Source organism: Pseudoxanthomonas helianthi, from assembly GCF_017939625.1.
GTDB lineage: Bacteria > Pseudomonadota > Gammaproteobacteria > Xanthomonadales > Xanthomonadaceae > Pseudoxanthomonas_A > Pseudoxanthomonas_A helianthi.
Map to the genome: position 1 here is coordinate 897,834 of NZ_JAGKTC010000001.1, position 26,772 is coordinate 924,605.

The 26,772-nt window shown below is 64.9% G+C and carries 23 protein-coding genes; 11 read left to right on the forward strand and 12 right to left on the reverse strand.

All coding sequences use genetic code 11. The features are described from left to right. Nucleotides 1–21 precede the first annotated feature (21 nt). The 4 genes from J5837_RS04045 to J5837_RS04060 are packed head-to-tail and all read right to left on the reverse strand — an operon-like array spanning nt 22 to nt 1,879. Entirely contained in the window at nt 22–507 is a 486-nt protein-coding gene (locus J5837_RS04045) for a VOC family protein (protein ID WP_210535423.1), read from the reverse strand. Between the two features lie 45 nt (nt 508–552). Next, on the reverse strand, nt 553–954 hold the full coding sequence (locus tag J5837_RS04050; RefSeq protein ID WP_210535424.1) for a VOC family protein: 402 nt from the start codon (nt 952–954) through the stop codon (nt 553–555). A 47-nt stretch (nt 955–1,001) separates the two neighbouring features. Next, complete coding sequence (locus J5837_RS04055) at nt 1,002–1,424, reverse strand: VOC family protein (protein WP_210535425.1); 423 nt, start codon at nt 1,422–1,424, stop codon at nt 1,002–1,004. A gap of 23 nt (nt 1,425–1,447) precedes the next feature. Continuing rightward, nucleotides 1,448–1,879 carry a YciI family protein gene (locus J5837_RS04060; RefSeq protein WP_210535426.1) on the reverse strand — a complete coding sequence of 144 codons (432 nt, stop codon included), beginning with the start codon at nt 1,877–1,879 and terminating at the stop codon, nt 1,448–1,450. A 321-nt stretch (nt 1,880–2,200) separates the two neighbouring features. On the opposite strand from J5837_RS04060, the gene J5837_RS04065 reads away from it, so the two are divergent. Then, nucleotides 2,201–2,581, forward strand: coding sequence for a YciI family protein (locus J5837_RS04065; RefSeq protein ID WP_210535427.1), 381 nt, complete (start codon nt 2,201–2,203; stop codon nt 2,579–2,581). Between the two features lie 6 nt (nt 2,582–2,587). On the opposite strand, the gene J5837_RS04070 is transcribed toward J5837_RS04065, so the two are convergent. After that, nucleotides 2,588–3,460 (reverse strand): DMT family transporter, encoded by an 873-nt coding sequence (locus tag J5837_RS04070; protein ID WP_210535428.1) that lies wholly within the window; start codon nt 3,458–3,460, stop codon nt 2,588–2,590. A gap of 166 nt (nt 3,461–3,626) precedes the next feature. Further along, the gene (locus tag J5837_RS04075) at nt 3,627–4,856 is read right to left on the reverse strand and encodes an MFS transporter (RefSeq protein ID WP_244755604.1); all 1,230 of its coding nucleotides are present in this window, start codon (nt 4,854–4,856) and stop codon (nt 3,627–3,629) included. A gap of 150 nt (nt 4,857–5,006) precedes the next feature. On the opposite strand from J5837_RS04075, the gene J5837_RS04080 reads away from it, so the two are divergent. Further along, nucleotides 5,007–6,128 carry a DUF1615 domain-containing protein gene (locus J5837_RS04080; protein ID WP_210535430.1) on the forward strand — a complete coding sequence of 374 codons (1,122 nt, stop codon included), beginning with the start codon at nt 5,007–5,009 and terminating at the stop codon, nt 6,126–6,128. Nucleotides 6,129–6,146: 18 nt separating this feature from the next. Here J5837_RS04080 and J5837_RS04085 read toward each other — a convergent pair whose 3' ends face one another. Beyond that, the gene (locus J5837_RS04085; protein ID WP_210535431.1) at nt 6,147–6,554 is read right to left on the reverse strand and encodes a very short patch repair endonuclease; all 408 of its coding nucleotides are present in this window, start codon (nt 6,552–6,554) and stop codon (nt 6,147–6,149) included. Between the two features lie 187 nt (nt 6,555–6,741). On the opposite strand from J5837_RS04085, the gene J5837_RS04090 reads away from it, so the two are divergent. The 4 genes from J5837_RS04090 to J5837_RS04105 all read left to right on the forward strand — a co-directional run bounded on the left by J5837_RS04090 (nt 6,742) and on the right by J5837_RS04105 (nt 11,784). Beyond that, entirely contained in the window at nt 6,742–7,695 is a 954-nt protein-coding gene (locus tag J5837_RS04090) for a DNA cytosine methyltransferase (RefSeq protein ID WP_210535432.1), read from the forward strand. A 111-nt stretch (nt 7,696–7,806) separates the two neighbouring features. Then, complete coding sequence (locus J5837_RS04095) at nt 7,807–9,981, forward strand: ATP-binding protein (protein WP_210535433.1); 2,175 nt, start codon at nt 7,807–7,809, stop codon at nt 9,979–9,981. Next, on the forward strand, nt 9,981–11,249 hold the full coding sequence (locus tag J5837_RS04100) for a hypothetical protein (protein WP_210535434.1): 1,269 nt from the start codon (nt 9,981–9,983) through the stop codon (nt 11,247–11,249). Before J5837_RS04095 ends, J5837_RS04100 begins: the two co-directional genes overlap by 1 nt. A gap of 40 nt (nt 11,250–11,289) precedes the next feature. Beyond that, complete coding sequence (locus tag J5837_RS04105; RefSeq protein WP_210535435.1) at nt 11,290–11,784, forward strand: hypothetical protein; 495 nt, start codon at nt 11,290–11,292, stop codon at nt 11,782–11,784. Between the two features lie 69 nt (nt 11,785–11,853). Here J5837_RS04105 and aceE read toward each other — a convergent pair whose 3' ends face one another. After that, complete coding sequence (gene aceE / locus J5837_RS04110) at nt 11,854–14,544, reverse strand: pyruvate dehydrogenase (acetyl-transferring), homodimeric type (protein ID WP_210535436.1); 2,691 nt, start codon at nt 14,542–14,544, stop codon at nt 11,854–11,856. 253 nt (nt 14,545–14,797) lie between these two features. Here aceE and J5837_RS16535 point away from each other — a divergent pair, with 253 nt between their 5' ends. Genes J5837_RS16535 through J5837_RS04125 form a run of 3 tightly spaced genes read left to right on the forward strand, consistent with a single transcriptional unit; the run spans nt 14,798 to nt 17,531 of the window. Further along, nucleotides 14,798–16,735, forward strand: coding sequence for a SpoIIE family protein phosphatase (locus J5837_RS16535; protein WP_210535437.1), 1,938 nt, complete (start codon nt 14,798–14,800; stop codon nt 16,733–16,735). Then, on the forward strand, nt 16,729–17,151 hold the full coding sequence (locus J5837_RS04120; protein ID WP_210535438.1) for an ATP-binding protein: 423 nt from the start codon (nt 16,729–16,731) through the stop codon (nt 17,149–17,151). The genes J5837_RS16535 and J5837_RS04120 overlap by 7 nt, the downstream gene beginning before the upstream one ends. Continuing rightward, nucleotides 17,148–17,531 carry an STAS domain-containing protein gene (locus J5837_RS04125; RefSeq protein ID WP_210535439.1) on the forward strand — a complete coding sequence of 128 codons (384 nt, stop codon included), beginning with the start codon at nt 17,148–17,150 and terminating at the stop codon, nt 17,529–17,531. The genes J5837_RS04120 and J5837_RS04125 overlap by 4 nt, the downstream gene beginning before the upstream one ends. Before the next feature lie 15 nt (nt 17,532–17,546). On the opposite strand, the gene J5837_RS04130 is transcribed toward J5837_RS04125, so the two are convergent. The 3 genes from J5837_RS04130 to J5837_RS04140 all read right to left on the reverse strand — a co-directional run bounded on the left by J5837_RS04130 (nt 17,547) and on the right by J5837_RS04140 (nt 22,741). Further along, nucleotides 17,547–19,853 (reverse strand): NADP-dependent malic enzyme, encoded by a 2,307-nt coding sequence (locus J5837_RS04130; RefSeq protein ID WP_210535440.1) that lies wholly within the window; start codon nt 19,851–19,853, stop codon nt 17,547–17,549. A gap of 169 nt (nt 19,854–20,022) precedes the next feature. Further along, complete coding sequence (locus J5837_RS04135) at nt 20,023–21,405, reverse strand: dicarboxylate/amino acid:cation symporter (protein ID WP_210535441.1); 1,383 nt, start codon at nt 21,403–21,405, stop codon at nt 20,023–20,025. A gap of 136 nt (nt 21,406–21,541) precedes the next feature. After that, entirely contained in the window at nt 21,542–22,741 is a 1,200-nt protein-coding gene (locus J5837_RS04140) for a flavohemoglobin expression-modulating QEGLA motif protein (RefSeq protein WP_210536133.1), read from the reverse strand. Between the two features lie 114 nt (nt 22,742–22,855). Between J5837_RS04140 and gltS the strand changes: the two genes are divergently transcribed. Beyond that, nucleotides 22,856–24,064 carry a sodium/glutamate symporter gene (gltS, locus tag J5837_RS04145; protein WP_210535442.1) on the forward strand — a complete coding sequence of 403 codons (1,209 nt, stop codon included), beginning with the start codon at nt 22,856–22,858 and terminating at the stop codon, nt 24,062–24,064. A 134-nt stretch (nt 24,065–24,198) separates the two neighbouring features. Here gltS and rsgA read toward each other — a convergent pair whose 3' ends face one another. Further along, nucleotides 24,199–25,311, reverse strand: a complete 1,113-nt coding sequence (gene rsgA, locus J5837_RS04150) for a ribosome small subunit-dependent GTPase A (protein ID WP_210535443.1) — start codon at nt 25,309–25,311, stop codon at nt 24,199–24,201. Between the two features lie 181 nt (nt 25,312–25,492). Here rsgA and J5837_RS04155 point away from each other — a divergent pair, with 181 nt between their 5' ends. Then, nucleotides 25,493–26,767, forward strand: coding sequence for a pyridoxal phosphate-dependent aminotransferase (locus tag J5837_RS04155; protein WP_210535444.1), 1,275 nt, complete (start codon nt 25,493–25,495; stop codon nt 26,765–26,767). Nucleotides 26,768–26,772: the final 5 nt, after the last annotated feature.

Sequence of the window (26,772 nt, forward strand, 5' to 3'; positions counted from 1 at the left end):
CTGTGCCATTGGATCTGTCGCTCAGCCGCGGATCGCCGCTTCGATCTTGGCGACGTCGATCTTGCCCATTTGCATCATCGCGTCGAACGCGCGCTTGGCGACCGCCGGGTCCGATCCGGTGAAGGCTTCGGTCAGCACGACCGGGGTGATCTGCCAGGACACGCCCCACTTGTCCTTGCACCAGCCGCACTGGCTTTCCTTGCCGCCGTTGCCGACGATCGCGTTCCAGTAACGATCCGTTTCGGCCTGGTCGACGGTGGCGACCTGGAACGAGAACGCCTCGCTCTGGGGGAACTCGGGGCCGCCGTTGAGCCCGATGCACGGAATGCCCATCACCGTGAATTCCACGGTCAGCACGTCGCCCTCTTTGTTCGACGGATTGTCCGACGGCGCGCGGTGTACCGCGGTGACCTGGGTATCGGGAAAGGTCTCGGCGTAGAAGCGCGCCGCTGCTTCGGCCTCTTTGTCGTACCAGATGCAAACGGTGTTTTTTGCCGGCTTGGTCATGTCGTTTCTCCTGTTCTGGAATCGATGGTGTTTGCTCGTCGTGATTCAGGCTTCGGGGGACCCGGTCATGCAGAACACGCCCCACTGGTGGCCGTCCAGGTCGACGAAGCCGCTGTGGTACATGAAGCCGTAGTCCTCCGGGTCGTGGCCCGCGGCCGCGCCCGCGGCCACCGCCTTGCGCACCAGTTCGTCGACCTCCTCGCGACTGTCCAGCGACAGCGCGAACAGGGCCTCGGTGGCCTTGCGCGCGTCGACGATCGGCACCTTGGTCAGCGTCGCAAAGAACGCCTCGGTGGCCAGCATCACGCTGGTGTTGTCGTTGACCACCAGGGAGGCGCCGTTTTCGCTGGCGAACTTCTGGTCGAACGAGAAACCGAGCGCGGCGAAGAAATCGACGCTGCGCTGCAGGTCCTTGACGGGCAGGGTGACGTAGAGATTGCGGGGCATCGGGGTGTCCTTGGGTCGAGTGTCGGGGATGGGATGTCGAGAACCCGTTACGGCATCGGCTTCAGGCAATTGACGATCCAGCCCTTGCCGTACCTGTCCTGCACGCCGCCGAAGCGGTGGGCCCAGAACGTCTCGGCGATCGGGAACTGCACGGTGCCGCCTTCTGCCAGCGCGGCGAACGCGCGCTCGGCTTCCTCCGCCGTGTCGACCACGACGTTGACGCAGGTGCTGCCGGCTTCGTGCGGCGGCGGGCCGTCGGCGCCCATCAGGATCGCGTTGCCGCCCGCCTTCGACGGGATCTCGACCTGCGAATGCATCACGTTGTCGGCCGAAGCCGGGCCGCATTGCTCGGCCATCGGCGACTCGCCGTAGGTGAAGCGCTGGGTGACGGTGCCGCCGAACGCTTTCGCGTAGAAATCCATCGCTTCGCGCGCGGTGCCGGGGAAGTTGAGGTAGGCGATCAGTTGCATGGCTTTGTCCTTGGCGGGTCGGGTCAGTGGACGCGGGCGGAACGTTCGGCGGCTTCGGCGAACACACGTTGCTCCTGCTCGCGCAGTTCCGGGGTGAAGGCCTCACCGAAGTCTTCGGCTTCGAAGACCGGGCGGATCTCGACTTCGGCACCGCCGTCGAACGGCGCGCGCTTCAGCCACTCCACGGCTTCGTCCAGCGAGCGCACCTGCCACAGCCAGAAGCCGGCGACCAGCTCCTTGGTTTCCGCGAACGGGCCGTCGACGACCGTGCGCTGCTTGCCGTCGAAGCGCACGCGCGCGCCGCGGTTGCTGGGGTGCAGGCCTTCGCCGGCGAGCAGGATGCCGGCCTTGGACAGGGCTTCGTTGTAGTTGCCCATCTCGGCCAGCAGTTGTTGCGAAGGCATGACGCCGGCTTCGGAATCGGCGTCGGCTTTGACGAGGACCATCACTTTCATGTCGTTTCTCCTGGGCTCGGGCCGGATTCGCCGGCTTTCACTGGGTACGACGGACGGGTGCGGCGGGAATCGACAAGCTTCGAAAAATATTTTTCGGCTGCACCGGGAAAAGCACATCCCCCTCAATCCCCCTTCTGCGAAGGGGGAGGTACGCCCCGTGAATTGGTGCTGGGAGCGCCTTTGCCTTTGTTCCGCCCCCTTTTTCAAAGGGGGCCACGGGGGATTTGCTTTCGCCACCCTGCTGCAGCGCGTCATGGCACCACCACGCGGCCGTCGCCGGGATCGGGCATCATGCGCGCTCCCTGCCCCGGAGCCCCCCGCATGCAATACCTGCTGCTGGTCTATACCGACGCCGAAATGCTGAAGGAACTGCCCGCCGAGGAATACGACCGGCTGATGCACGGCTGCCTGAGCCATGCCGACGAACTGCAGGCCGAAGGCACGCTGCTGCTGGCCCAGCAGTTGCAGAAGCCTTCGGAAGCGCGATCGGTGCGGGTGCGCGCCGGCAAGTCGAGCGTCACCGACGGCCCGTTCGCGGAAACCAAGGAAATGCTGGCCGGCTTCAACCTGATCGAGGCCGACAGCATCGAGGAAGCCACGCGCATCGCCCACGAATTCCCGTGGATCCGCTACGGCTGCATCGAAGTGCGCCCGGTGCACGACATGAACGCGGAACGCCGCCGCGTCGGCATGGTCGCCTGAGCGCGGCTAGGCTTCGCTTGCCGCCGCGGCGCGCTTGCGCCCCGTCGTGGCCAGGAACGAACCCAGCACCACCAGCACCGAACCGACCAGCATGCCGGGGCTCAACGGCTCCTTCAGCAGCAACACGCCCAGCAGCAGCGCGACCAGCAGATTGAAATAGGTGATCACGGTGGCGCGCGCCGGGCCGGCTTCGGCGATCAGCGCGAAGAACAGCAGGAAAGCCAGCGCGGTGCAGACCAGGCCCAAGGTCACCACCGCTGCGCTGGCCTGCAAGCCGAAGTGCGCCGGCCATGCCGCCGTGGCGAACGGCACGTACAGCAACGCGGCCAGCCCCAGCGACGCGGCGATCACGCCGAGCGGCGGCACGCCGGACAGGCCGCGGTTGATGATGATCGGGCCGATCGCGTAGCCCACCGCCGCCAGCAGCGCCGCGCCGACCGCCCAACCGTCGGACAGGTCGATATCCAGTCCGACCAGAGCGACGACACCGCTGAGTCCGACCGCCAGGCCCAGCGCGCGACGCGAGTCGAGCCGTTCGCGCCCGGTCAGTGCGAGGATGCCTGCGGTCAACACCGGGACCGTCGCGATCAGCAGGCCGGCGGTGGAACTGTTGATCCGAGTCTCCGCATGGCCGAGCAGCCACCACGGCCCGCTGATTTCGACCAGGGTGAACGCGAGCAGCGCCTTCCAGTGGCGCAGCACCGGCTTCAACTGACCGCGCGACGCCGCTATCGGCAGCAGCAGCGCCGCGCCGATCAGGGTGCGCGCGAACGCGACGAACACCGGCGACATTTCCATCACCGCGACGCGGATCAGCAGATAGGGAATGCCCCAGATCACGCCCAGCGCGAGGAACAGCCACCAGCCACGCCGGCTCATGCGCGCACCTTCGCGCCCGCGATGCGATTCCGTCCCACGATTCCGCTGGGTTGCATGGACCTTTCCTCGGGGTTTCGGCCGCGACGCGATGGCACCCGCCAATCGATCGCTTCAGGCCAGGATGGAAAGATACAGGCTAACGGCCCGGGTTCTCACCCGTTGCGATTCACGCGCATTCCGCGCACGCGTCTTCGCGCGCATCGACGCGCGCCGCCCACGCATAGACCAGCAGACCCAATGCCGCCATGGCGGCGCCGACGAAACCGGTCGAGGTCCAGCCCAGGCCGGCGCCGATGGCCAAGCCACCCAGCCACGGGCCCAGCGCGTTGGCCGCATTGAACGCGGCATGGTGCGAAGCCGCCGCCAGCGTCTGCGCATCGCCCGACACGTCCATCAGGCGGATCTGCAGCACTGGCGCCATCGCGCCCATCACGCCGACCGCGACCGCGCCGGGCAACACCGTCCAGGACGAGCGCGCGGCCAGCGGGAACAGCAGCAGCACGACCACGGCCCAAGTCAGCGCCAACGCGACGCCGCGGAAACCATAACGGTCGTACAACCAGCCACCGGTGATGTTGCCGATCACGCCGCCGAGACCGATGGCCGCCAGGCCGAACGGAATCCAGCTTTCCTCCACGCCGGTCACGTACACCAGCGTCGGCGCCAGATAACTGAAAACGCAGAACAGGCCGGAGAAACCGATCGCCCCGATCAACAGCGCCTGCCACACCGGCAAACGGTTGAACGCGCGCAGTTCCGCGCGCACGCCGGCCTTCACCGCCGGCACGGCACCGGCCGGCAGGAACCACGCGGTCAACAGCACCGTGGTCAGCGCCAGCAGCGACACGCTGGCGAACGCCCAGCGCCAGCTGATCGCCTGGCCCAGCCACGTCGCCAGCGGATTGCCGACCAGCATCGCGATGGTCAGGCCCATCATGATCAGGCTGACCGCCTTGCCGCGTTCCTCGGGCCGGCTGATCGCCGCGGCGGTCAACGCGGACACGCCGAAAAACGCGCCATGCGGCAGGCCGGCGATGAAACGGAACACCAGCAGGCTGTGGTAATCCGGCCCCAGCGCCGAAGCGAGGTTGCCCAGCGCATAGAAACCCATCAGCGCCAGCAGCAGGGTCTTGCGCGGCCAGCCGCCGGCCAGCAAGGCCAGCAGCGGCGCGCCGACCACCACGCCCAGGGCGTAGGCGCTGATCAGGTGGCCGACCTGCGGTTCGCTGACGCCCAGGTCGCGTACCAGGTTCGGCATCAGGCCCATGCTGGCGAATTCGCTGGTGCCGATGGCGAAGCCGCCCACGGTCAGGGCGAACAGGATCAGCGCGCGATGGCCGCGCGACAACGCGACCGTGGCCGCTCCGGCATTCGCGGGGAGGATCTCGGAGGACATGCCGGCATTGTTGTGCATTGCAGCACCCAGGTGAACCCCTCGATGCGGAATTCAGCGGTGCATTCGTATGCCAGCGATGCTTGAACGCCGCACAACGCCATCGATCGGCCCCGCTTGTGGCCGATGGAGCGGGACAGGTATTGATATGGCATGGCCGAACCACCCCCTGCCCCGCGCCTTCGCCGCGCGCATCTCCCCTGCCTTCCTGCCATCGCGGCCTTGATGCTTTCCGCGTGCGCGATGCAGCCGCAAACGCCCGAACGCAGCCCCGACGACATCCGCGCCGAGATCGCGCGCAAGCTGCCGGCCAGTCTGGCCGACCGCCGCGGTTGGGCCAACGATGTCTATGTCGCATTGGTGTCGCAGGACATTCCCGCCAACGCGGCGAACATCTGCGCGGTGCTGGCGGTGACCGAGCAGGAATCGACCTACCAGACCAACCCGCCGGTGCCGAACCTGGGCCGCATCGCGCGCGAGGAAATCTACCGGCGCGCGGGCGAACACCACGTTCCGCGTTTCGCCGTCGATGCGGCATTGAAGATGAAGTCGCCCGATGGCCGCAGCTATTCCGACCGCATCGACAGCGTGCGCACCGAGAAGGGCCTCAACGACATCTACGTCGACATGATCGCCGAGGTGCCGCTGGGCAAGCGCCTGCTGGCCGGGCTGAACCCAGTGCACACGGCAGGACCGATGCAAGTCAGCATCGATTTTGCCAGGGAACACGCGGATGGTTATCCGTATCCGCTGGAGCCGGGCAAGACGATCCGCGACGAGGTGTTTACCCGGCGCGGCGGTCTCTACTTCGGCACGAAGCACTTGCTGGGCTATCGCACGCATTACGACGTGATGCTGTACCGCTTCGCCGACTTCAACGCGGGCTGGTATGCGAGCCGCAACGCGGCGTTCCAGGCGGCGGTGGCGAAGGCCAGCGGCATCGACCTGCAACTCGACGGCGATTTGCTCGCACCCGGCGCGTCGATGGGCAAGCCCGGAGGCACCGAACGCGCGGTGCGTTCGCTGGGCGGACGCCTTGGCATGGACGACCGCACGATCCGCCGGGCGTTGCAGCAGGCGGATTCGCTGGACTTCGATGAAACCGATCTCTACCGGCGGGTGTTCGAACTTGCCGACCGCAGCGCCGGCCGGCCACTGCCTCGTGCTGTGCTGCCGGGGATCAAACTGCAAAGCCCGAAGATCACCCGCAACCTGACCACTGCGTGGTTTGCCAATCGGGTGGACGCACGTTGGAAAAGTTGCATGAAGCGCTGAATCTTTCCCGTTTCTCCCCTATCTATCTTTAGTTGCGCAGCAAACTCGGTCGGCACACGCCGTGACATCAAGTTTGATCTCGTGCTCCCAAATTCGGATTACAGTCCAACCGTTGGTTCTAAGCCAACGGAAATTTCGCCGATCACGGATACGATTACCCTCGATTTTTTCCTGCCAGAAAGGAGTCAGCTTGGCTTTCCATCGATGAAATTGATAGCCATGCCAAAAGTCACCATCGACAAACACCACAACCATCGCACGTGGAAACACAATGTCAGGCCTGCCCGGGAGGGTCTTAACATGCTTGAAAAAGCGCAGCCCGCGACGGTGCAGTTCCGAACGCAACACGCGCTCGGGCTTGGTATCGACACCCCGGATACGCGCCATCAGGGCGCTTCGCTGCGCGGGCGTCATAACATCAGCCATGCTGACCCTGAAAAAAGCCGGGCAAAAGGTATGTATCGTCTCTTGAGACGGAGACACTTCACGATTCTACTTCGCCCATAGGAGCAGATGGCGATGTCGTTCATAAACTAGACGAGCGGCCTTGGACAGGTGCAGGCCAACCCCAAGCCTGGTAACCTGGCGGCGGCACGGTAGCGGAGCAGCGCGCATGAGGGGGCTTGACATTTTTTGCGGCGGGGGCGGCAGCAGCGCCGGGGCGCGTGCTGCAGGCGTCGAAATGGTGGGGGCCGTAGACATGTGTCCGGTCGCAACCGATACCTATCGGGCCAATTTCAAAGACACTCATGTGGTGACAGGCCGCCTGGAGCACATCGTGCTTCCAGCACTTAGGAAACAGGTAGGATCGATCGACATCCTGCTGGCCTCTCCAGAATGCACCAACCACACATGCGCAAAGGGCGCTGCTCCACGTAGCGAGGAAAGCCGAGCTACAGCGTTATATGCCGTCCAATATGCACGCGCGTTCCGACCCCGATGGATTGTTCTAGAAAACGTAGTGCATATGCGCCCCTGGTCGCGCTATGGGGAGCTTAAGCACGAACTGCAGAATCTGGGGTACCACATCGCTGAACAGGTTCTGGATGCCTCCGACTACGGCGTGGCGCAGAGCCGGAAACGGTTATTCTTGGTCGGCGATCTCAAGGGGCAGCCCGGGGTGGTGGACCGAAAACGGTCCGGGCCGCGTAAGGGCGCCAAGTCGATACTGGACAAGCTTGGTACTTGGGATACCACACCATTGTTCACCGATAAGCGAGCTAAAGGTACCCTGGCCCGCGCACATCGGGCCATGGCAGCCTTGGGTCCGGATAAGCCCTTTCTCATGGTCTATTACGGTAGTGACGGTAGTGGGGGCTGGCAACCATTGGAACGGCCCCTGCGAACAATCACGACAGTAGACCGCTTCGCGTTGGTCGAGCCGTCTTTGGACGGGCACCGGATGCGGATGTTGCAGGTACCCGAGCTTCAACGGGCTATGGGCTTTGACGACACCTACCAGCTTGAAGTCGGCACCCGCCGGGATCGAGTCCGGATATTGGGCAACGGAGTTTGTCCACCCGTCATGACCGAAGTGGTAGCGGCTCTGACCCGGAACATGGCCTAGTAGGCGACTAGTCCCTGGCAGGCTTTTTGCATGGCAAGATGCTAGCAACGCCTTGGGGAGCACAGAATCTCCCGTGCGCCCTTTCATATGGCCTAGGGATTCAACGACTACATGAGCGACGACTCGGCTTTCCGATTCCGGCCCAAGGCGCGAATTCTGCGCCTTCTTGGCGATGAGCTGATCGGCAATCAACGGCTAGCCATCTTCGAGCTGGTCAAAAATGCCTACGATGCCGACGCCGAGGAGGTAGTGGTAACGCTAGCCCAGCTTGGCACGCCATCAGCCTCGATCACCGTAAGAGATGATGGCGATGGAATGGACGAGGCGACAATACGCGACGTTTGGTTCGTACCTGGGGCCGATCATCGCGGTCGTCAGCGTAGAGAGGGCCGACGTACTCAACGTTTTAGCCGCCTGCCGCTAGGAGAGAAAGGTCTGGGTCGGTTCGCCGTCCATAAACTGGGCGAGCGGATCCGATTGGTCACGCGCGCGATTGGTGACCCTGTCGAACGTCAAGTAGAGATCGACTGGGACAAGATTCTTGGCGATGGCTATCTCGAAGACTTGCAGTTACAGGTTGGCAAGCGCGAGCCAGTCACATTTCCAGGCGACAGCCATGGAACTGAGGTGGTAATTGAAGGACTAAGGCAAGACGAGTGGACACGGGGCGATCTGCGCCGCCTTTATCGACAAGTGACATCGATCTGCTCGCCCTTCGCCGCCGAGCGTGAATTCTCTGTCGAATTGAAGCTCCCAGGCCGGGAAATCGACCTCGAAGGCCTGCCCACGGTCGGCGATATCCTTGACAAGGCGCTGTGGCATTACACCTTCTCGCTCGACGAACAGGGACAATTCACCTGGACGTACGCGTTCATCAACCGCCTCGTCGGCGTGGATCTAGCAAACCGCACTGTGAACGGAATGCTGCAGCCGCTGCAACTAGACGATCAGGCCGATGAAGCTGCTGAGGAAGCAATGCCGCGCAAACAACGCCGCGGCAAGGGTCGTAATAGGGTCGTGGTCGATACTGATTTTCTAAAGGGCATTGGCCCCTTAGAAGGCGAGTTCTTTGTATTCGATCGAGACAAGGAAGTGCTTACCAGGATGTCCGAACCGGATCTGATGACCCGCTATTTGAACGAGAACGGCGGGATACGCGTCTATCGCGATGCGATACGCGTTTACAACTATGGCGAGCGAGGCGACGATTGGCTGGGGCTGGATCTACGCCGTGTGAACCAGCCTACGATTCGTGTAAGCCGGAATGTTGTACTGGCTGCAATCAATCTGAGTCTTGAACACAGCACGGATCTGGTAGAAAAGACTAATCGAGAAGGTTTCGTCGAGAACGACGCCTATCGTCGACTGAGGCGGATCGTACTGGCATCACTTGCCGCGCTTGAAGCCGAACGGCAGGACGACAAGGACCGTTTGCGACAGTTATTGGGGAAAAAAGAGGGGATAGAGCGCTTCGATGCCAGCCCTCCAATAGAAGCCTTGCGGAAGGAAGCCAAGCGAATCCAGGTTGACGAGGCCTTGGAACCATTCATCAACCGCATTGAGGCGGAATTCGACGCATTGAAAGATACCCTGGTTCACGCGGGATTCTCGGGCATGGGACTAGCGGTCGTCTTCCACGAGATCGACCGAGGCGTTCGCGAACTACTTGCAGCGTTCAAATCTGGCGGTGAGAGATCGGCACTAGAACGCAAGGCGATCGACTTGTCGCAGCTACTAGACGGGTTCAGCACACTGCTACGGCGTAGTGGCCGCAAGTCGATGCGGGCGTCCGAACTCATACGCCAAGCACGCGATATATCCGTGGCTCGTTTCCGTTATCACCAAGTTACTCTTCACTGCCCAATTCTCGAAAATGCCTCTCAGGACTTTGAGGCAGTTATGGCTCGCGAGCTCATGGTAGGCGCGTTGACCAATCTGATCGACAATGCGCTGTACTGGCTGCGAGTCCGCTGGCCCGACGTATCCGCTGGCGAGCCATCGGCTCGCAAGATTCATATTGGAACAAGTCTCGATCTGGAAGGTGGCCCTGCGATTATCGTCGCTGACAACGGGCCTGGCTTCCGTGATCTGCCCGAACTGTTGACCAAGCCGTTCTTCACTCGACGTCCGGACGGCATGGGCCTGGGGCTGTACTACGTGAAGCTCGCAATGGAGCTATCTGGGGGGACTTTGCAGTTTCCAAGTGCTGCGGATGTAGGCCTGTCGGATGAATACGACGGCGCAATCATCGCGCTGGTCTTCAACAATACCAAGGGAGGTGGTTGATGTTCGGCTCTGGTCGTATTGTCGTCATTGATGATGAAGAGGCCTATCTGACGCAACTAGCCGGGACGCTTCATCGGATGGGAGTGCCCTGTATTCCCATTCATTACACCGGAGGTATACCCGAAGACGCTGGATGGCTGAGCGGTTGTCGTATCGCATTTTGCGATCTGCATCTGATGCCAGCAGCAGCGAACATCAAATCAAACTATGCGGCCATCGGGTCACTTCTGGACAGAATGGCTACGAAGGAATCTTCACTGCTACTAGTGCTCTGGACTAGGTACCCAGAGGATGCTGCCGGGCTGGAGGAGTATCTCGCCGAGCGACATCCGGACTCCGTTCCCGCGACGATTCTGCCATTGGATAAAAAGGATTTCGGGGGGGATCGCGGCGCTGATCTGCCGAATGCGGTACGTGACAAGCTGCAGGGCATTCCGCAGCTGCGTGCGCTCTACGAGTGGCAGGATGATGTGTCCACTGCTGCGGCCGCATGTGTTGGATCGTTAGTAGGCTTGGCTAGGGGTATGGACGGAGACATGAATGGAAGCCTGGACAAAGTCCTTAGCGCGCTTGCTCAGAAAGCTACTGGCGTGGAGATTGCTGCTGCCCATCCAGGCGCTGCATTGCAGGACATCCTTTCGGCGTTGCTAGCAGATCGACTCTCTCACCTGCCTGAGGACGCACAGCACGATGAACTTTGGAAGAAAGCCATGCCAAGTGCAATGGCTAGCACTAAGTGCGGGGCTGCCGTCGTTGGAGGTGTCGCAGCAATCAACACGGCACTGCATATCGCCCATCCGCATGGCGAACATATGAGTGGCCGAGACCGCGGCGCCGTGATTGCCGTGCCATGCCCCAGCCTGTTCCGGCATCGTTTTGCATCCAATGAGAAAGCAGTACGGGAAAAGTTCGCCATCAAGCACGATACGCCCGTGAGGTGGGTTGGCATACAGATAGAGGCCAGCTGCGATCATGCTCAACGTAAGTCGTTGAGCATTCCATACATATTGGGTGCAGAGGTCGCATCAGATACGAAACCTACCAATAGCAGTCCCGCCGTATGGAAGTCTCCGGTATTCCTCTCTGAGAAGAAGGAAGCGGTCAAGATATTCGCGAATGTTGGATTGACTACCTCCATATCATGGAAGCGAGCGGAAGGTAGGTCGGTCCTCTATCGGTTTCGCGATCCGTTGGTGAGCGCCCTGACTGTAATCAAGGCGCAACATGAGATGCGTCCCGGCATCATTTCGCTCGACGGACGCGATTGATCGCGTGGCGACTTCTTCGAGTATCTAGTCAGCTGTCTAAATGAAAGACCTTCGTGAGCTTGGAGTTCAAGAGCTTCTCGATCTTCGGGCCGAGATAGAGAAGGAGCTCGCAAGCAGGGGGCTTTCTAGCGCCGTTGGCGACATCGGTGAGAGGCTTGCCATTGAGTATTTCGCTAAACGACCGGATCTGCCAGTTCTCGTTCCAGCGCCGCGCGGGACAAAGAACATTGATGCATTGTCAAGACGCGGCGAACGCTATTCGATCAAAACGCTTCAGCGTGCCAGAAAGACCGGAACAATTTATCCGGACCCGGAAGAGAATTGTCATCCAATGTTCGAATACATGCTGATCGTGCTGTTGAGCAATCGATATGAGCTTCAAAAACTTTATCGGTTATCGTGGGACCAGTTTGTTCAGCTGCGAAGCTGGGACAGGCGAATGCATGCTTGGTATGTCGCCCGATCCGGACGAGTGCTTGATGCAGCGGAAGATCTCACTCCACTGCACTTATCGTGTAGCGACAGCATCGTATAGGAGCAACGAAAGTCCCGAATGAAAAAGCGGCCTCCTGGCCGCTTTTTCGTTTCATCTTATAGAGAAGAATCAAACCCCAACCGGATTCGCCTTCTCCGGATCGATCTTGTACTGCTTGATCGCCCTGGCCACGTCCTTGCCGGTCAGCTTGCCTTCCTTCGCCAGCGCGGCGACGGCGGCGTGGGCGATGTAGTAGCGGTCCACTTCGAAGAAGCGGCGCAGGTTGGCGCGGGTGTCGCTGCGGCCGAAGCCGTCGGTGCCCAGTACCGTGTACGACGCCGGGACGAATGCGCGGATCTGGTCGGCGAAGGCGCGCACGTAGTCGGTGGCGGCGACGACCGGGCCCTGGCGGCCTTCCAGCAGCTCGGTGACGTAGGCCTTGCGCGGCTTGTCCTCCGGATGCAGGCGGTTCCAGCGCTCCACGTCGAAACCGTCGCGGCGCAGTTCGTTGAAGCTGGGGCACGACCAGATGTCGGCGCTGACGCCGAAATCCTTGTCCAGCAACTCGGCCGCGGCGATCGCCTCGCGCAGGATGGTGCCGCTGCCCAGCAGCTGCACGCGCAACTCGCCCTTCTTCGGCTTGCCCGCGTCCTTCAACAGGTACATGCCCTTGATGATGCCGGCCTCCGCACCCGCCGGCATTTCCGGATGGGTGTAGTTCTCGTTCATCAGGGTCAGGTAGTAGTACTCGTCGACCTGGTCTTCCAGCATCGCCTTCATGCCGTGCTGCAGCACCACCGTCACTTCGTAGCCGAAGGTCGGGTCGTAGCTGCGCACGTTCGGGATGCTGCCGGCGATGACCTGGCTGAAACCGTCCTCGTGCTGCAGGCCTTCGCCGTTGAGCGTAGTGCGGCCGGCAGTGCCGCCGAGCAGGAAGCCGCGCGTGCGCATGTCCGCGGCCTGCCAGGCGATGTCGCCGACGCGCTGGAAGCCGAACATCGAGTAGTAGATGTAGAACGGCAGCATCGGCACGTCGCTGACCGAATAGCTGGTGCCCGCGGCCAGCCAGGACGCCATCGCGCCCGGCTCGCTGATGCCCTGCTGCAGCACCTGGCCGCTCTGGTCCTCGCGGTAGTACATCAGCTGGTCGGCATCGACCGGCTTGTACTTCTGCCCGAACGGCGCATAGATGCCGATCTGGCGGAACATGCCTTCCATGCCGAAGGTGCGCGCCTCGTCGGCGACGATCGGCACCAGGCGCGGACCGACTTCCTTGTCGCGCAGGGCGATGTTCAGGCCCTGCACGAAGGCCATCGTGGTGCTGTAGCTGCGGTCGCCGCTGTCCTTCAGCAGGCGCTCGTACTTGTCCAGGCCCGGCACGACGAACGACTTGCTGGCCTTGCGGCGGCGCTGCGGCAGGTAGCCGCCGAGCGCGGCGCGACGCTCCTTCAGGTACTGGATTTCCGGCGAGTCTTCGCCCGGGTGGTAGAACGGGATCTGCTCGGCTTCTTCCAGCTGCTTGTCGCTGACCGGGATGTTGAAGCGGTCGCGGAAGCTGCGCACCGCGTCGTCGTCGAGCTTCTTGGTCTGGTGGGTCGGGTTCAGCGATTCGCCGGACGAACCCATGCCGTAACCCTTCACCGTCTTGGCCAGGATCACCGTCGGCATGCCCTGGGTGTTCACCGCCGCGTGGTAGGCCGCGTAGACCTTGTGCGGATCGTGGCCGCCGCGGTTGAGGCGCCAGATGTCGTCGTCGGACAGGTTGGCGACCATCGCCGCCGTCTCCGGGTATTTGCCGAAGAAGTTGGCGCGCGTGTACGCACCGCCGAAGGCCTTGCAGTTCTGGTATTCGCCGTCGACGGTTTCCATCATCAGCTTCTTCAGCACGCCGTCGGTGTCGCGGGCCAGGAGCGGATCCCAGTAGCTGCCCCACAGCAGCTTGATCACGTTCCAGCCGCCGCCGCGGAACACGCCTTCCAGTTCCTGGATGATCTTGCCGTTGCCGCGCACCGGGCCGTCGAGGCGCTGCAGGTTGCAGTTGACCACGAAGATCAGGTTGTCCAGGCCTTCGCGGCCGGCCAGCGCGATCGCGCCGAGGGTTTCCGGCTCGTCGCTCTCGCCGTCGCCGATGAAGCACCAGACCTTGCGGTCGGATTTCTCGATCAGGCCGCGGTGCTCCAGGTACTTCATGAACTGCGCCTGGTAGATCGCGCTGAGCGGGCCCAGGCCCATCGACACGGTCGGGGTCTGCCAGAAATCCGGCATCAGCCACGGGTGCGGGTACGAGGAGATGCCGCGCCCGTCGACCTCCATGCGGAAGTTGTCCAGCTGCGATTCGCTGATGCGGCCTTCGAGGAAGGCGCGCGCGTAGATGCCCGGCGAACTGTGGCCCTGGATGTACAGCAGGTCGCCCGGGTGGTTCTCGCTGGGCGCGCGCCAGAAATGGTTGAAGCCGACGTCGTACAGGGTCGCCGCCGAGGCGAACGAGGCGATGTGGCCGCCGAGGTCGCCGGGCTTGCGGTTGGTGCGGACCACGGTCGCCATCGCGTTCCAGCGGATGATCGAGCGCAGCTTCCATTCCAGCACGGCGTCGCCGGGCGACTTGGCCTCGAGGTGCGTCGGGATGGTGTTGACGTATTCGGTGGTCGGCGAGAACGGCAGGAACGCTCCTGCGCGACGGGTGACCTCGACCATGCCCTCCAGCAACTGGTGCGCGCGTTGCGGGCCATCCGCGTCGATCACCGCCTTGATCGATTCGACCCATTCGCGGGTCTCGACCGGATCGGGATCGTTCTGCAGCAAATCGTTCAACCAATTCATAACCACTCCCATGCGCGCGCTACGTTCGTTTCAGGCTTTTTTCCAGACTTGGAAGTTTAACCCCGGCAGCAGTCGCGTCGAGCCCCTACTTTCGGGTATGGGCGTACCACGCGCTGCAGCATTTGCTACGGATGTCAGCTTCAGGGACGGCAGGGCGTGCCTATGATGCGGAAGGGGACCCACGGGGAGACGCATGCCGCCAGAGACGGCGCCCGCCACGCGAAAACACGCTCGCCCATCCCCCGTTCGGGCGGTGGGCTGGCGCGACAGCCTGCGCACCCGCATCGCATTGTGGACCGGCATGGTGGTGCTGGCGCTGCTGGTGCTGGTCGTGGCGGCTTCGAGCCTGGTTGCGCGCCAACTGGTCCTGCGCGACGCCACCAACGACATCCGCAACGAGGCGCGGGAAGCCGCGCGCCGCGTCGACGACACCCTGCGCATGGTCACGGTCAGCTGCGCCGGCATGGCCGGCACCGTGGTCCGCGCCGACCTGTCGCCGGAACAGATGGTCTCGATGCTGGGCTCGATGGTGAAGGCCACGCCCGGGGCGACCGGCGCGATGCTGGCGCTGCAGCCGACACGCACGGGCGCCGTGGGATTCGCCCGCCGCGTCACCGCCGACGGCAGCGAAAACGACTTCGTCGCCAGCGGCTACGACTACGCGTCCAAGCCCTGGTACCGGCGCACGCTGGCTTCGCCGCAAGGCTGGTGGTCGGAGCCGTATTTCAACGAGGCCGCCGGCGGTGTCTGGACCACCACGTACAACCTGCCGATCCGCGACGACGCAGGCGACGCGCGCGGCATGGTCAGCATGGACGTGCTGCTGGAAGGCATGCGCGAGCGGGTCGGCGCGCACCTGGACCAGCCCGGTTTCCAGATATCGGTCGTCGCGCCCGACGGCCTGATCGCGATCCATCCCGAAGCGGGCGTGGCCTTGCATTACACCCTGGACGATTACATCGCGCAGCGCCATCGCAGCGACCTGGCCGAGGTCGCCATGGCGGTGCGGCAGCGTCGGTCGATCGCCTACCTGCACGCCGATCCGCGCACCGGCATGCGCTGGTTCACCGCGGTCGAACCGATCGGCCTGTCGGGCCACAGCCTGGTGCTGTCGGAGTCGTATTCGCGGATCCTGGAGCGGCTCAACCAGGTGCTGCTGCTGGTGGTGGCGTTCGGCCTGCTGGCGGCGCTGCTGGGCTCGATGGCGGTGCGCCGGCTGGCCGGGCGGATCAGCCGGCCGGTCGAAGACCTGGCCGGTTCGGCCATCCACCTCGGCAACGGCGAATACGACTGGCCGGTGCCGTACCGCGAACGCACCGACGAAGTCGGCCACCTCGCGCGCACGCTGGACGGCGCGCGCACTTCGATCCAGCGCCAGCTGGTGGAGATCCGCGAGCTGGGCGCGGCCGAGCAGAAGCGCGAAAGCGAACTGTCGATGGCCCACGACATCCAGCAGTCGATGGTCCCGCCTCCGCAACGCTTCGCAAGCGTCGGCGGCCTGGCGCTGGACGCGCACGGCCTGCTCGAGCCGGCGCGGGCCGTGGGCGGCGACTTCTACAGCTATCACGAAAGCGATGGCGTGTTCTGGTTCATCATCGGCGACGTGTCCGACAAGGGCCTGCCGGCCGCGCTGTTCATGGCGCGCAGCGACGCCATCCTGACCACCGCCTCGCACAGCGCGACCACGCCCGGCGAAGTGCTGGCGATTTCCTCGCGCGACCTCGCCGAGGGCAACGACGCCTGCATGTTCGTGACCACGCTGGTCGGGCGCATCGATTTGCGCAGCGGCGACTGCCTGCTGGCCAGCGCGGGCCACGACGCACCGCTGCTGCTGCGGGCCGACGGCAGCATCGAACGGCCCGACTGCGGCAGCGGCCCGCCGCTGGGCATCGAGGCCCATCGCGACTTTCCTTCGTGGCGCGGCCACCTGCGGCCGGGCGACAGCCTGCTCGCGTGGACCGATGGCATCACCGAGGCTTTCGATGCCGGCGATCGGGCTTTCGGCGAGGATCGCCTGTCGGCCGCGGTGCGCGCCGACTATATTGCGCGCGAGAACTGCGAGCGGCTGGTGGCCGCCGTGCATGCCTTCGCCGATGGCGCACCGCAATCGGACGACATCACCGTGCTGGCGGTCCGCGTGGACCGCGCCGCGGACAACGCCGAATTACCCAGGGAGGTGGCGCAATGCTGATCCGTTTGATCGTGCCCGGCGAGGAAGAACGCGTCGAAGACCTCAACGCTTCGCTGGAGGCGGTGCTGACGCGCCACCGCATCGACCCCGGCCTGCGCGGCGACGTGCGGCTGATCGTCGAGGAACTGGCCAGCAACGCGATCACCCACGGCGGCGCCGACGCGCAGGCCGAGCTGTCGGTCAGGCTGACCATCGCCGACGGCCTGCTGAACCTGGAGTTCCGCGACGACGGCGCGCCGTTCGATCCGCTGGACGCGCCCGAGCCCGACCTCGACGCCGACATCATGGACCGCGACATCGGCGGGCTGGGCCTGCACCTGATCAGGCAGCTCGCCGAGGAGCTGCATTACCAACGCATCGACGACAGCAACCTGCTGCGGATCAAATTGAAAATCCCGACGGAGCAAGCGACATGAGCCTGGACATCCGCATCCTGCCTTCGGCCGACCAGACCCGGCGCGTGGCGCTGGCCGGGCGCCTGGATACCCACACCTACCAGGCGCTGGACGAGAAGCTCGCGCCGCTGCTGGCCGGCGGCGTGAAGTCGCTGGTGCTGGACCTGGCCGAACTCGACTACATCAGCAGCGCCGGCATCCGCTCCATCTTCAAGGCGCGCAAGGCGCTGGCCGCGCGTGGCGGCAAGGTGCTGGTGGTCAACCCGCAGGCGCAGATCCAGAAGGTCTTCGACGTGGTCAAGGCGGTGCCGCTGAACGAGATCTTCGCCTCGGTGGCCGAAGCCGACGCCTACCTCGACGCCATGCAGCGCAAGGTGCTGCAGGGCGACGACGAGGATTGACCGAGACGCGCGGGCTCAGGACTTGCCTTCGGCCTCGCGCGCCTTGCGGATCTGCGCATCGACCGCGGCGATCGCGGTCATGTTGACGATGCGGCGCGGGGTGGCGCTGCTGGTCAGGATGTGCACCGGCTTGGAAATACCCATCAGGATCGGGCCGATGGCCACGCCGTCGGTCATCACCCGCACCATGTTGTAGGTGATGTTGGCCGCGTCGATGTTCGGCAGCACGAACAGGTTGGCCCGGCCCTTCAGCGTGCTGTCGGGCAGGAACTTGTGCCGCAGCGCCTCGTCCCACGCGGTATCGCCCTGCATCTCGCCGTCGACGTTGAGCTCGGGCTTGCGCTTGAGCAGCAGTTCGCGCACCTGGCGCATCTTGCGCGCGCCCGGCGTGTCGTGGCTGCCGAAGTTGGAGTGCGACAGCAGCGCGATGCGCGGCTCGATGCCGAACAGCTTCAGCCGGTACGCCGCCTGCAGCGTGGCCTCGGCGATCTGCTCGGCGGTCGGGTCGTCCTGCACGTGGGTGTCGACGAAGAACCACGCGCCCTGGTTGTTGATCACCCCGGTCATCGCCGAGGTCGATTCCACGCCGCGGTCCAGCGGGATCACGCTGCGCACGTAGCCGAGCTTCTTGTGGAAGCGGCCGACCACGCCGCTGACCAGCGCATCGGCTTCGCCGCGCGCGACCATCACCGAGGCGATCAGGGTCGGCCGCGAGCGCATCAGGTTCTTCGCCGCCGCCGGAGTCACGCCGCGGCGCGCGGTCAGCTGGTGGTAGTGCTGCCAGTATTCGTTGAAGCGCGGATCGTCGTCCTGGTTGGTCAGTTCGAAATCCACGCCGGCGCGCATGCGCAGGCCCAGGCGGTCGATGCGCGCCTGGATCACGTCGGGGCGACCGATCAGGATCGGGAAGGCGAGGCCTTCGTCGATCACCGTCTGCACGCCGCGCAGCACCACTTCTTCCTCGCCTTCGGCGTACACCACGCGCTGGCGGTCGGCACGCGCGCGGTCGTACACCGGCTTCATCATCAGGCTGGTGCGATAGACGAACTGACCCAGCTTCTCGCGGTACGCCGGCATGTCGGCCATCGGGCGCAGCGCGACGCCGGAGTCCATCGCCGCCTGCGCCACCGCCGGGGCCAGCTCGACCAGCAAACGCGGATCCAGCGGGCGCGGGATGATGTATTCGGGGCCGAAGCACGGCGCGTCGTCGCCGTAGGCGGCGCCGAGGTCCGAGGCCTCGCGCTTGGCCAGCGCGGCGATCGCGCGCACGCAGGCCAGCTTCATCGCCTCGTTGATCACCGTGGCGCCGACGTCCAGCGCGCCGCGGAAAATGTAGGGGAAGCACACCGCGTTGTTGACCTGGTTCGGATAGTCCGAACGGCCGGTAGCGATGATGCAGTCCGGGCGCACGGCCTTGGCCTGCTCCGGCATGATTTCCGGAGTCGGGTTGGCCAGGGCCAGGATGATCGGCTTGTCGGCCATGGTCGCGACCATTTCCGGCTTCAGCACGCCGGCCGCGGACAGGCCCAGGAACACGTCGGCACCGGCGACGATGTCGGCCAGGGTGCGCTTGTCGGTGTCGCGCGCGTAGCGCTGCTTGTCCGGATCCATGTGGCCGCGGCCGGTGTACAGCACGCCGTCGCGGTCCACCGCTAGGATGTTCTCCGGCTTCAGGCCCAGCGCCACCAGCATGTCCAGGCAGGCGATGCCGGCCGCGCCGGCGCCGCTGGTGGCCAGCTTCACGTTCTCGATCTTCTTGCCCGCCACTTCCAGCGCGTTGAGCACCGCCGCGCCGACGATGATCGCGGTGCCGTGCTGGTCGTCGTGGAACACCGGGATGTTCATCCGCTGGCGCAGCTTGCGCTCGACGATGAAGCATTCCGGCGCCTTGATGTCCTCGAGGTTGATGCCGCCGAAGGTCGGCTCCATCGCCGCGATGATCTCGACCAGCTTGTCCGGGTCCTTCTCGTCCAGCTCGATGTCGAACACGTCGATGCCGGCGAACTTCTGGAACAGCACGCCCTTGCCTTCCATCACCGGCTTGCCGGCCAGCGGGCCGATGTCGCCCAGGCCGAGCACCGCGGTGCCGTTGGACACCACCGCGACCAGGTTGCCGCGTGCGGTCATTTCGCTGGCGGCGTTGGGATCCTCGACGATCGCCTCGCAGGCGTAGGCCACGCCCGGCGAATAGGCCAGGGCCAGGTCGCGCTGGGTCAGCATCGGCTTGGTCGGTGCGATGCGGATCTTGCCCGGCGGGGAAATGCGGTGGTATTCCAGCGCGGCTTGTTTCAGTTCGGCGTTCTTGTCTTCTTCGTGGGACATCGCGAGGGCTTCCGTGGCGAGGCCTGATTCTAGCGGGTTCGCCCCATGGCCGTCGCTGCAGTGCAAGGGAAAACCGCCGCGTTTTCGGCAGTTTGCACTGCGGTCGCGGCGGTTTTGCGCAATTCGTCGGGAACACGCGCTCAGCGGACGACGGCAATGCCCGTCGCGTTCAATCGCTGGTCAGCCGGGTCGGATCGCCCGGTCCCGCCGAGGGATCCGGCGGCGAGGCGACGGAATCCGACGGCCCATCCAGCGCATCGTCGAGCGCATCGCGATCCAGTGCGCCTTCCCAGCGGGCGACGACCACGGTCGCCACCGCGTTGCCGATGAAGTTGGTCAGCGAACGGCATTCGCTCATGAAACGGTCGACGCCGAGGATCAATGCCATGCCCGCGACCGGCACTTCCGGCACCACCGCCAGCGTCGCCGCCAGGGTGATGAAGCCGGCGCCGGTGACGCCGGCGGCGCCTTTCGAGCTGAGCATCGCCACCAGCAGCAGCGCGATCTGGTGGCCGAGCGTCAGCTGCGTGTCGGTGGCCTGGGCGATGAACAGCGCCGCCAGGGTCATGTAGATGTTGGTGCCGTCGAGGTTGAACGAATACCCGGTCGGCACCACCAGGCCGACCACCGGCTTGGCGCAGCCGGCCTTCTCCATTTTCTCCATCAGCGAGGGCAGCGCCGATTCCGACGAGGACGTGCCCAGCACCAGCAGCAGTTCGGCCTTCAGGTAGCGGATCAGCTTCAGCACCGAGAACCCGCACAGCCGCGCCACCGCGCCCAGCACCACCAGCACGAACAGCAACGAGGTCAGGTAGAACGAACCGACCAGCCAGGCCAGGTTGGACAGCACGCCCAGTCCGTACTTGCCGATGGTGAAGGCGATCGCGCCGAACGCGCCGATCGGCGCGGCCATCATCAGGATATGCACCAGCCGGAACACCGGTGCGACCAGCGCGTTGAGGAAATCGGCGACCGGACGGCCGCGTTCGCCGGTCAACGCCAGCGCGATGCCGAACAGCACCGCGACGAACAGCACCTGCAGGATGTTCGGCCCGACCAGCTTGCCGTTGACGATCTGGTCGCCGGTGAAGGCCCCGACCAGCGAATTTGGGATGATGTCCAGGGCGAAACCGACCAGGGTCAACTCGTGCGACTTGCTGACGTATTCGTTCACCGCGCCCTGGTCCAGGTCGGCGACGTTCACGTGCATGCCCGCGCCCGGCTGCACCAGGTGCGCGACCAGCAGGCCGACCACCAGCGCCAGCGTGGAGAAGAACAGGAAGTACGCCATCGCCTTGACGAACACCCGCCCGACCGCGCGCAGGTGGGTCATGCCGGCGATGCCGGTGACGATGGTCAGGAAGATCACCGGGCCGATGATCATCTTCACCAGCTTGATGAAGGCGTCGCCGAGCGGCTTCAGCGATTCGCCGAGCGCCGGCTGGAAATGGCCGAGCAACGCGCCCAGCACGATCGCCACCAGCACCTGGAAATACAGGTGCCGGTACAGCGGCGGTTTCGTTGCGATCGGGGCGGGTTCTGCCGGGTGCATCGCGGGCTCCAGTGACGAAAACGCGCGCCCAATGTAAATGATGAGCGCCCCGTGGGAGTGGCCTTGGCCGCGAATGCCTTCGCTTTCCAGCGAAAGAAAGCATTCGCGGCCAAGGCCGCTCCCACAAGAACCGTCCCTACGGTGGCGGTTCGGCCAACTGGTCCATGCGGATGCGGTTGGCGAATAGCGAGAACGCCAGCACCCCGGCCAGCCCGTTGGCGCGCTCGACCCAATCCGGCAGCCAGCGCGGCGCGGCCAGCACCCCGGATTCGAACAACGGCGCGAACGCGCGCACGTCGCCCAGGGTCATCTTGCCGGCGAACAGCCAGCGGCACAGGCGCAGCCGGTCCTGCTGCAGCGACTGGCGGAAGAAGGTGTGCACGTTGACCAGGCCGCGCAGGTACACCGTGTCCTTGGTGAACGCCGCGCCGCCGCCGGTCGGTACGCCGCGGAACACCCGCTGCGCCGAGGCGAAGCTTTCCGCTTCGTTCTGCCCGGCCTCGCGGAAGTAGCGGAATATCTCGATGAAATCGGCGCCGTCCAGCGCGCGCGCGATCGCCTCGATGCGCAGGCTGATCCGCTTCATCCGCTCGATGTCGATGCTGCCGGTGATCTGCTCGGCGAAGGTGGCCAGGCCTTCCTGGGTCTCGGTGATGCGCGGCGACGACAGCGACAGGCTGGGAAGGGCGACCTGCTCGCGGCCGTTGAGCGCGGTCAGCGAATGCACCAGCGCCTCGTGGAAGAACAGCTGGCGGCGGTCGTAGTCGCTGAAGGCGGCGGCACTGCGCAAGCGGATGCGATTGGCGCCGGCGGCGGCCTTGGCGATCAGTTCCGGATCCAGCTCGACCGCGATGACCCGGCCGCGGAAGAATTCGTCCAGGTCGCCCTGCAGCTGCAATCGCAGGGCGATCGCCGATATCGGCACCTGCTCTTCCGGGGCGAGCAGTTCGTGGTCCAGTTCGCCGGCGATCTGGATGAAATGCCGTGCCGCTTCGCGGGTGCTGGGCCCGTGGCCGGGTAGCGGCGCATCGGGTTGGCCGAACAATTCCACCGACCGCGCCGTCACCGCCGGCGTGCCCAGCGCTTCCAGCAGTTGCGCGGCCAGGTTCCAGCTCTGCGCCGATTCGCGCAGGTATACACCGAGCGGATGGGCGGGATCGGCCTCGGCCGTTATCGCATCCAGCTCGCGGCGCGCATCGGCGAAATCGAGCTTCGGATATTCGATCTGCGGCAGCTGCGGCTGCCCGCGCGCAACGCTTTCCAGGAACGGCGCCTGTGCCGAAGCCGGCCAGCTGGCCAGGCTGAGCAGGCGGATGCCGCGAACGGCCTTGACCATGCGTGCATCCAGCGCGGTGTGGTGGGCGATGTCTGCGGGCACGGGCTCCTCCGGAACAACACTTTACGCCAGCGGCCGTTATGCTGGCCCGGACCGAATGCGTGGTGAGGCGGAATGCTCGAACTCGATGCGGTGCAAACCCTGGCCCTGGCCGGCCTCGCCTTGTTCCTGGGCTATGCGCTGTGCCGCGCGATCCCGTGGCTGTCGCGTTACAACCTGCCGCCGCCGGTGATCGGCGGACTGCTGTTCGCGCTGGCCGCGTGGTGGGCCCACGACCAGGGCCGGCAGCTGTACCAGCTGGACACCTCGCTGCAATCGCCGCTGATGATCGCCTTCTTCACCACGATCGGGGTCAACGCCAGCCTGGCGCTGCTCAAGGTCAGCGGCAAGCAGGTTGCGCTGTTCCTGCTGCTGGCCAGCGTGTTCGCGGTGGCGCAGAACCTGGTCGGCATCGCGGTGGCGACGCTGTTCGACCTGAACCCGCTATTCGGCGTGCTGGCCGGTTCGGCCACGTTGACTGGTGGGCCGGCCACCGGCCTGGCCTTCGCGCCAATGTTCGAAGCCGCGGGACTGAAAGGCGCCGAGTCGATCGCGGTCACCGCGGCCATGGCCGGCATCATCTGCGGTGGTGTGGTCGGTGGGCCCGCGATCACCGTGCTGATCCGGCGCTTCGGCATCGTCAACCGCAACAGCGGCCAACGGATCGACACGCCGGTGGCGGACGAGATCGATGGCGACGTGGTCCATGCGGAGACGGATTCCGCCCGCGAGTTCAACGCGCTCAAGTGCATCGTCGTGCTGCTGCTGGCGATGTGGGCCGGTTCTTGGATCGGACGCGGCTTCGAAGCGCTGGGCCTGACCTTGCCGGCCTACATCGGCGCGATGCTGGTCGGCGCGTTGTTGCGCAACATCGACGACTTCACCGGCTGGCTGCGCCTGCCGGTGCATACCCTCGAGCTGATCGGCAACGTCTGCCTAGCCTTGTTCCTGGCCGCGGCGCTGATGAACCTCAAGCTGTGGGAACTGGCCGGCATGGGCCTGCCGCTGCTGGTCAACCTGGTGTTGCAGGTCGGCCTGGTGGTCGCGTTCGTATTGCCGGTGTTCTGGCTGATGGGCCGCGACTACGACGCGGCGGTGATGGGCGGCGGCTTCATCGGCTTCATGCTAGGCACCACCGCCAATGCGATGGCGGTGATGCGCACGCTGGTCGAACGTTACGGCGTGGCGCCGCGCGCGTTCCTGGTGGCGCCACTGGTGGGGGCGTTCTTCATCGACTTCACCAATGCGCTGATCATCACGGGGTTCGTCAATTTCTGGCGTTAGCGGAAAACCGCAAGAGCCGTTTTTGACGCGGATTACCCGGATGAATACGGATACAGCTAAAAGCAGTTGGCCTTATCCGTATTCATCCGCGTAATCCGTGTCCAGCGCTTGCTCCTGTCCCGGCGCAGCGAGCCTCAATGCTTGCCGTATTTCTCGTCCAGCCGCTTGTGCAACGCCTTGCCCAGCACACGCGCGTTAGCCTTGTCCGCCAACCGCGTCGCCAGCTTGTCGGCGGCGCCGGCGACTTCGTCGCGCAGCTTCAGGTAATTCGCCAGCCGGCCGGCATCGAGCTCCCCCCGCTCGACGGCCGCGCGTACCGCACAGCCCGGTTCGCGCTGGTGCGAGCAATCACGGAACTTGCATTGTTCGGCCAGGGCTTCGATGTCGGCGAAGCCGCCTTCGGCCAGGTCTTCCTCGCCGGTCGGTTTCAACTCGCGCATGCCGGGCGTATCGATCAGGCACGCGCCCGACGGCAGCGCGATCAACGCGCGATGCGTGGTGGTGTGACGGCCGCGCGAATCGTGTTCGCGCACCGCGCCGGTCTTCATCTTCTCCGCGCCGAGCAGGGTATTGGTCAGCGTCGACTTGCCGGCGCCGGAGGAACCGACCAGCACCACGCTGCTGCCCGCGCCCAGCCACGGATCGAGCACGGCGACGCTGGCGCGGTCCTTCGCGTTCACCGCGAACACCGGTGCGTCGAGCTTCGACAATCCGGCCAGCGCGGCTTCGACGTCGGTGCCGCCTTCGTCGAGCTTGTCCGCCTTGGTCAGCACCACGACCGGTTGGGCGCCACCGCCGCCAACCAGCAACAGGTAACGCTCGATCCGGCGCGGATTGAAGTCGTCGTCGAGGCCGACGACGACGAATACCGCATCGATGTTCGCGGCGATCACCTGCTGGTGGTAATGCTCGCCGGCAGCGCCGCGCTTGATCGCGGTGCGCCTGGGCAACAGAGCCACGATCTTCCTGCCGTCGAGCAGCACCCAGTCGCCGACCGCGGCGCGTTCATGGTTCGGGAAGCGCGGACGCATCCATTCCGGCGGGGATTCGGCCTTGATCGCGGCGTCCGGGGCGTCGGCGACCACGTAGCCGGAACGGTGCTGTTCCACCACCCGGGCCGGCCGCGCCCCGGGGTGCGTCTGCAGGGCCGCCTGCCAGTCCGGGTCGTCCACCGCCTCGGCGAACGGCCAGCCGATGCGGCGCAAAAGGGCGATTTCGGGGCTGGAATCCGGGGTTTCGGGGGGCATACGGGGATTCTAGCCGTTGCCCTTGTAGGAGCGCCCTTCAGGGCGCGACAACGCCTTCGATTAGGTCCCGGTCGCGCCCAGAAGGGCGCTCCTACGGAAGCAACCGACCATTCCTCGGCCAAATCCCGCGCAAACCTCGGTTTTCCTTTAAGATTCAAGGCCCTTCCACGGTAGAGCCGTCATGTCCGCGCCCCGCAAACCCCTCGCGACCCGCGAGCGCCTGTCCGAAGTCCGTTACGAGATTCGTGGCGAGCTGGCGCGGCGAGCTCGTGAGTTGGAGGCGCAGGGCCGCAAGCTGATCAAGCTGAACATCGGCAACCCGGGTGCGTTCGGTTTCCGCGCGCCGGAACACTTGCAGCGGGCGATCGCCGACGACATGGGCCGCACCGACCCGTACACCCACCAGCAGGGCTTGCCAGTCGCGCGCGAAGCCATCGCCGCCTATTACGCGCGCCGCGGCATCGCCGATGCGCATCCCGACCGCGTGTTCGTCGGCAACGGCGTCAGCGAACTGATCGACCTGTCGCTGCGCGCGCTGCTCAATCCCGGCGACGAAGTGCTGCTGCCCTCGCCCGACTACCCGCTGTGGTCGGCAGCGACGATCCTCAACGACGGCCGTCCGGTCTACTACAGCTGCGACGCGGACAACGACTTCCTGCCCGATCCGGTGCAGATCGAGGCGCGCGTTTCCAGCCGCACCCGCGCCATCGTGTTGATCAACCCGAACAACCCGACCGGCGCCAACTATCCGCGCGAGCTGATCGAACGCATCGTCGCTATCGCGGCGAAGCACAAGCTGCTGCTGCTGGTCGACGAGATCTACGACCAGGTGCTGTACGACGGGGCCAAGTTCGAACCCGTCGCGCCGCTGGCCGGCGACGTGCCGTGCCTGACCTTCAGCGGCCTGAGCAAGGTGCACCGCGCCTGCGGCTGGCGCGTGGGCTGGGCGCTGCTGAGCGGCGCGAAGGAAATCGTTTCCGAGTTCCAGCACGCGATGGACCTGCTCGGCGCGCTGCGCCTGTGCGCCAACGTGCCGGGCCAGTACGCGATCGAGGCAGCGGTCAACGGCCCCGACACCATCACCGCACTGTGCACGCCGGGCGGCCGCCTGTACGAAACCCGCCGCGCGGTGATCGAAGCCTGCGAGGCCAGCGAGCACCTGGAACTGGTCGCACCGGCCGGCGCGCTGTACGCATTCCCGGCGGTGGTCGGCGCCGCGGCCAAGGGCTTCGACGACCACGATTTCGCCCTAGACCTGATGGAAAACGAAGGCGTGCTGGTCGTGCCCGGCTCCAGCTTCAACGTGCCCTACCGCCACCACTTCCGCGTGACCTTGCTGCCGGAAGCGGCGGCGATGCGCGATGTGTTCGCGCGCATCGACCGTGCGCTGGCGCGTCGCGCCGAAGCGGCCGGCAAGGTGGTGCCGTTGAAGGCGAAGGCGAAGTCGGCGGCATAGTTTTT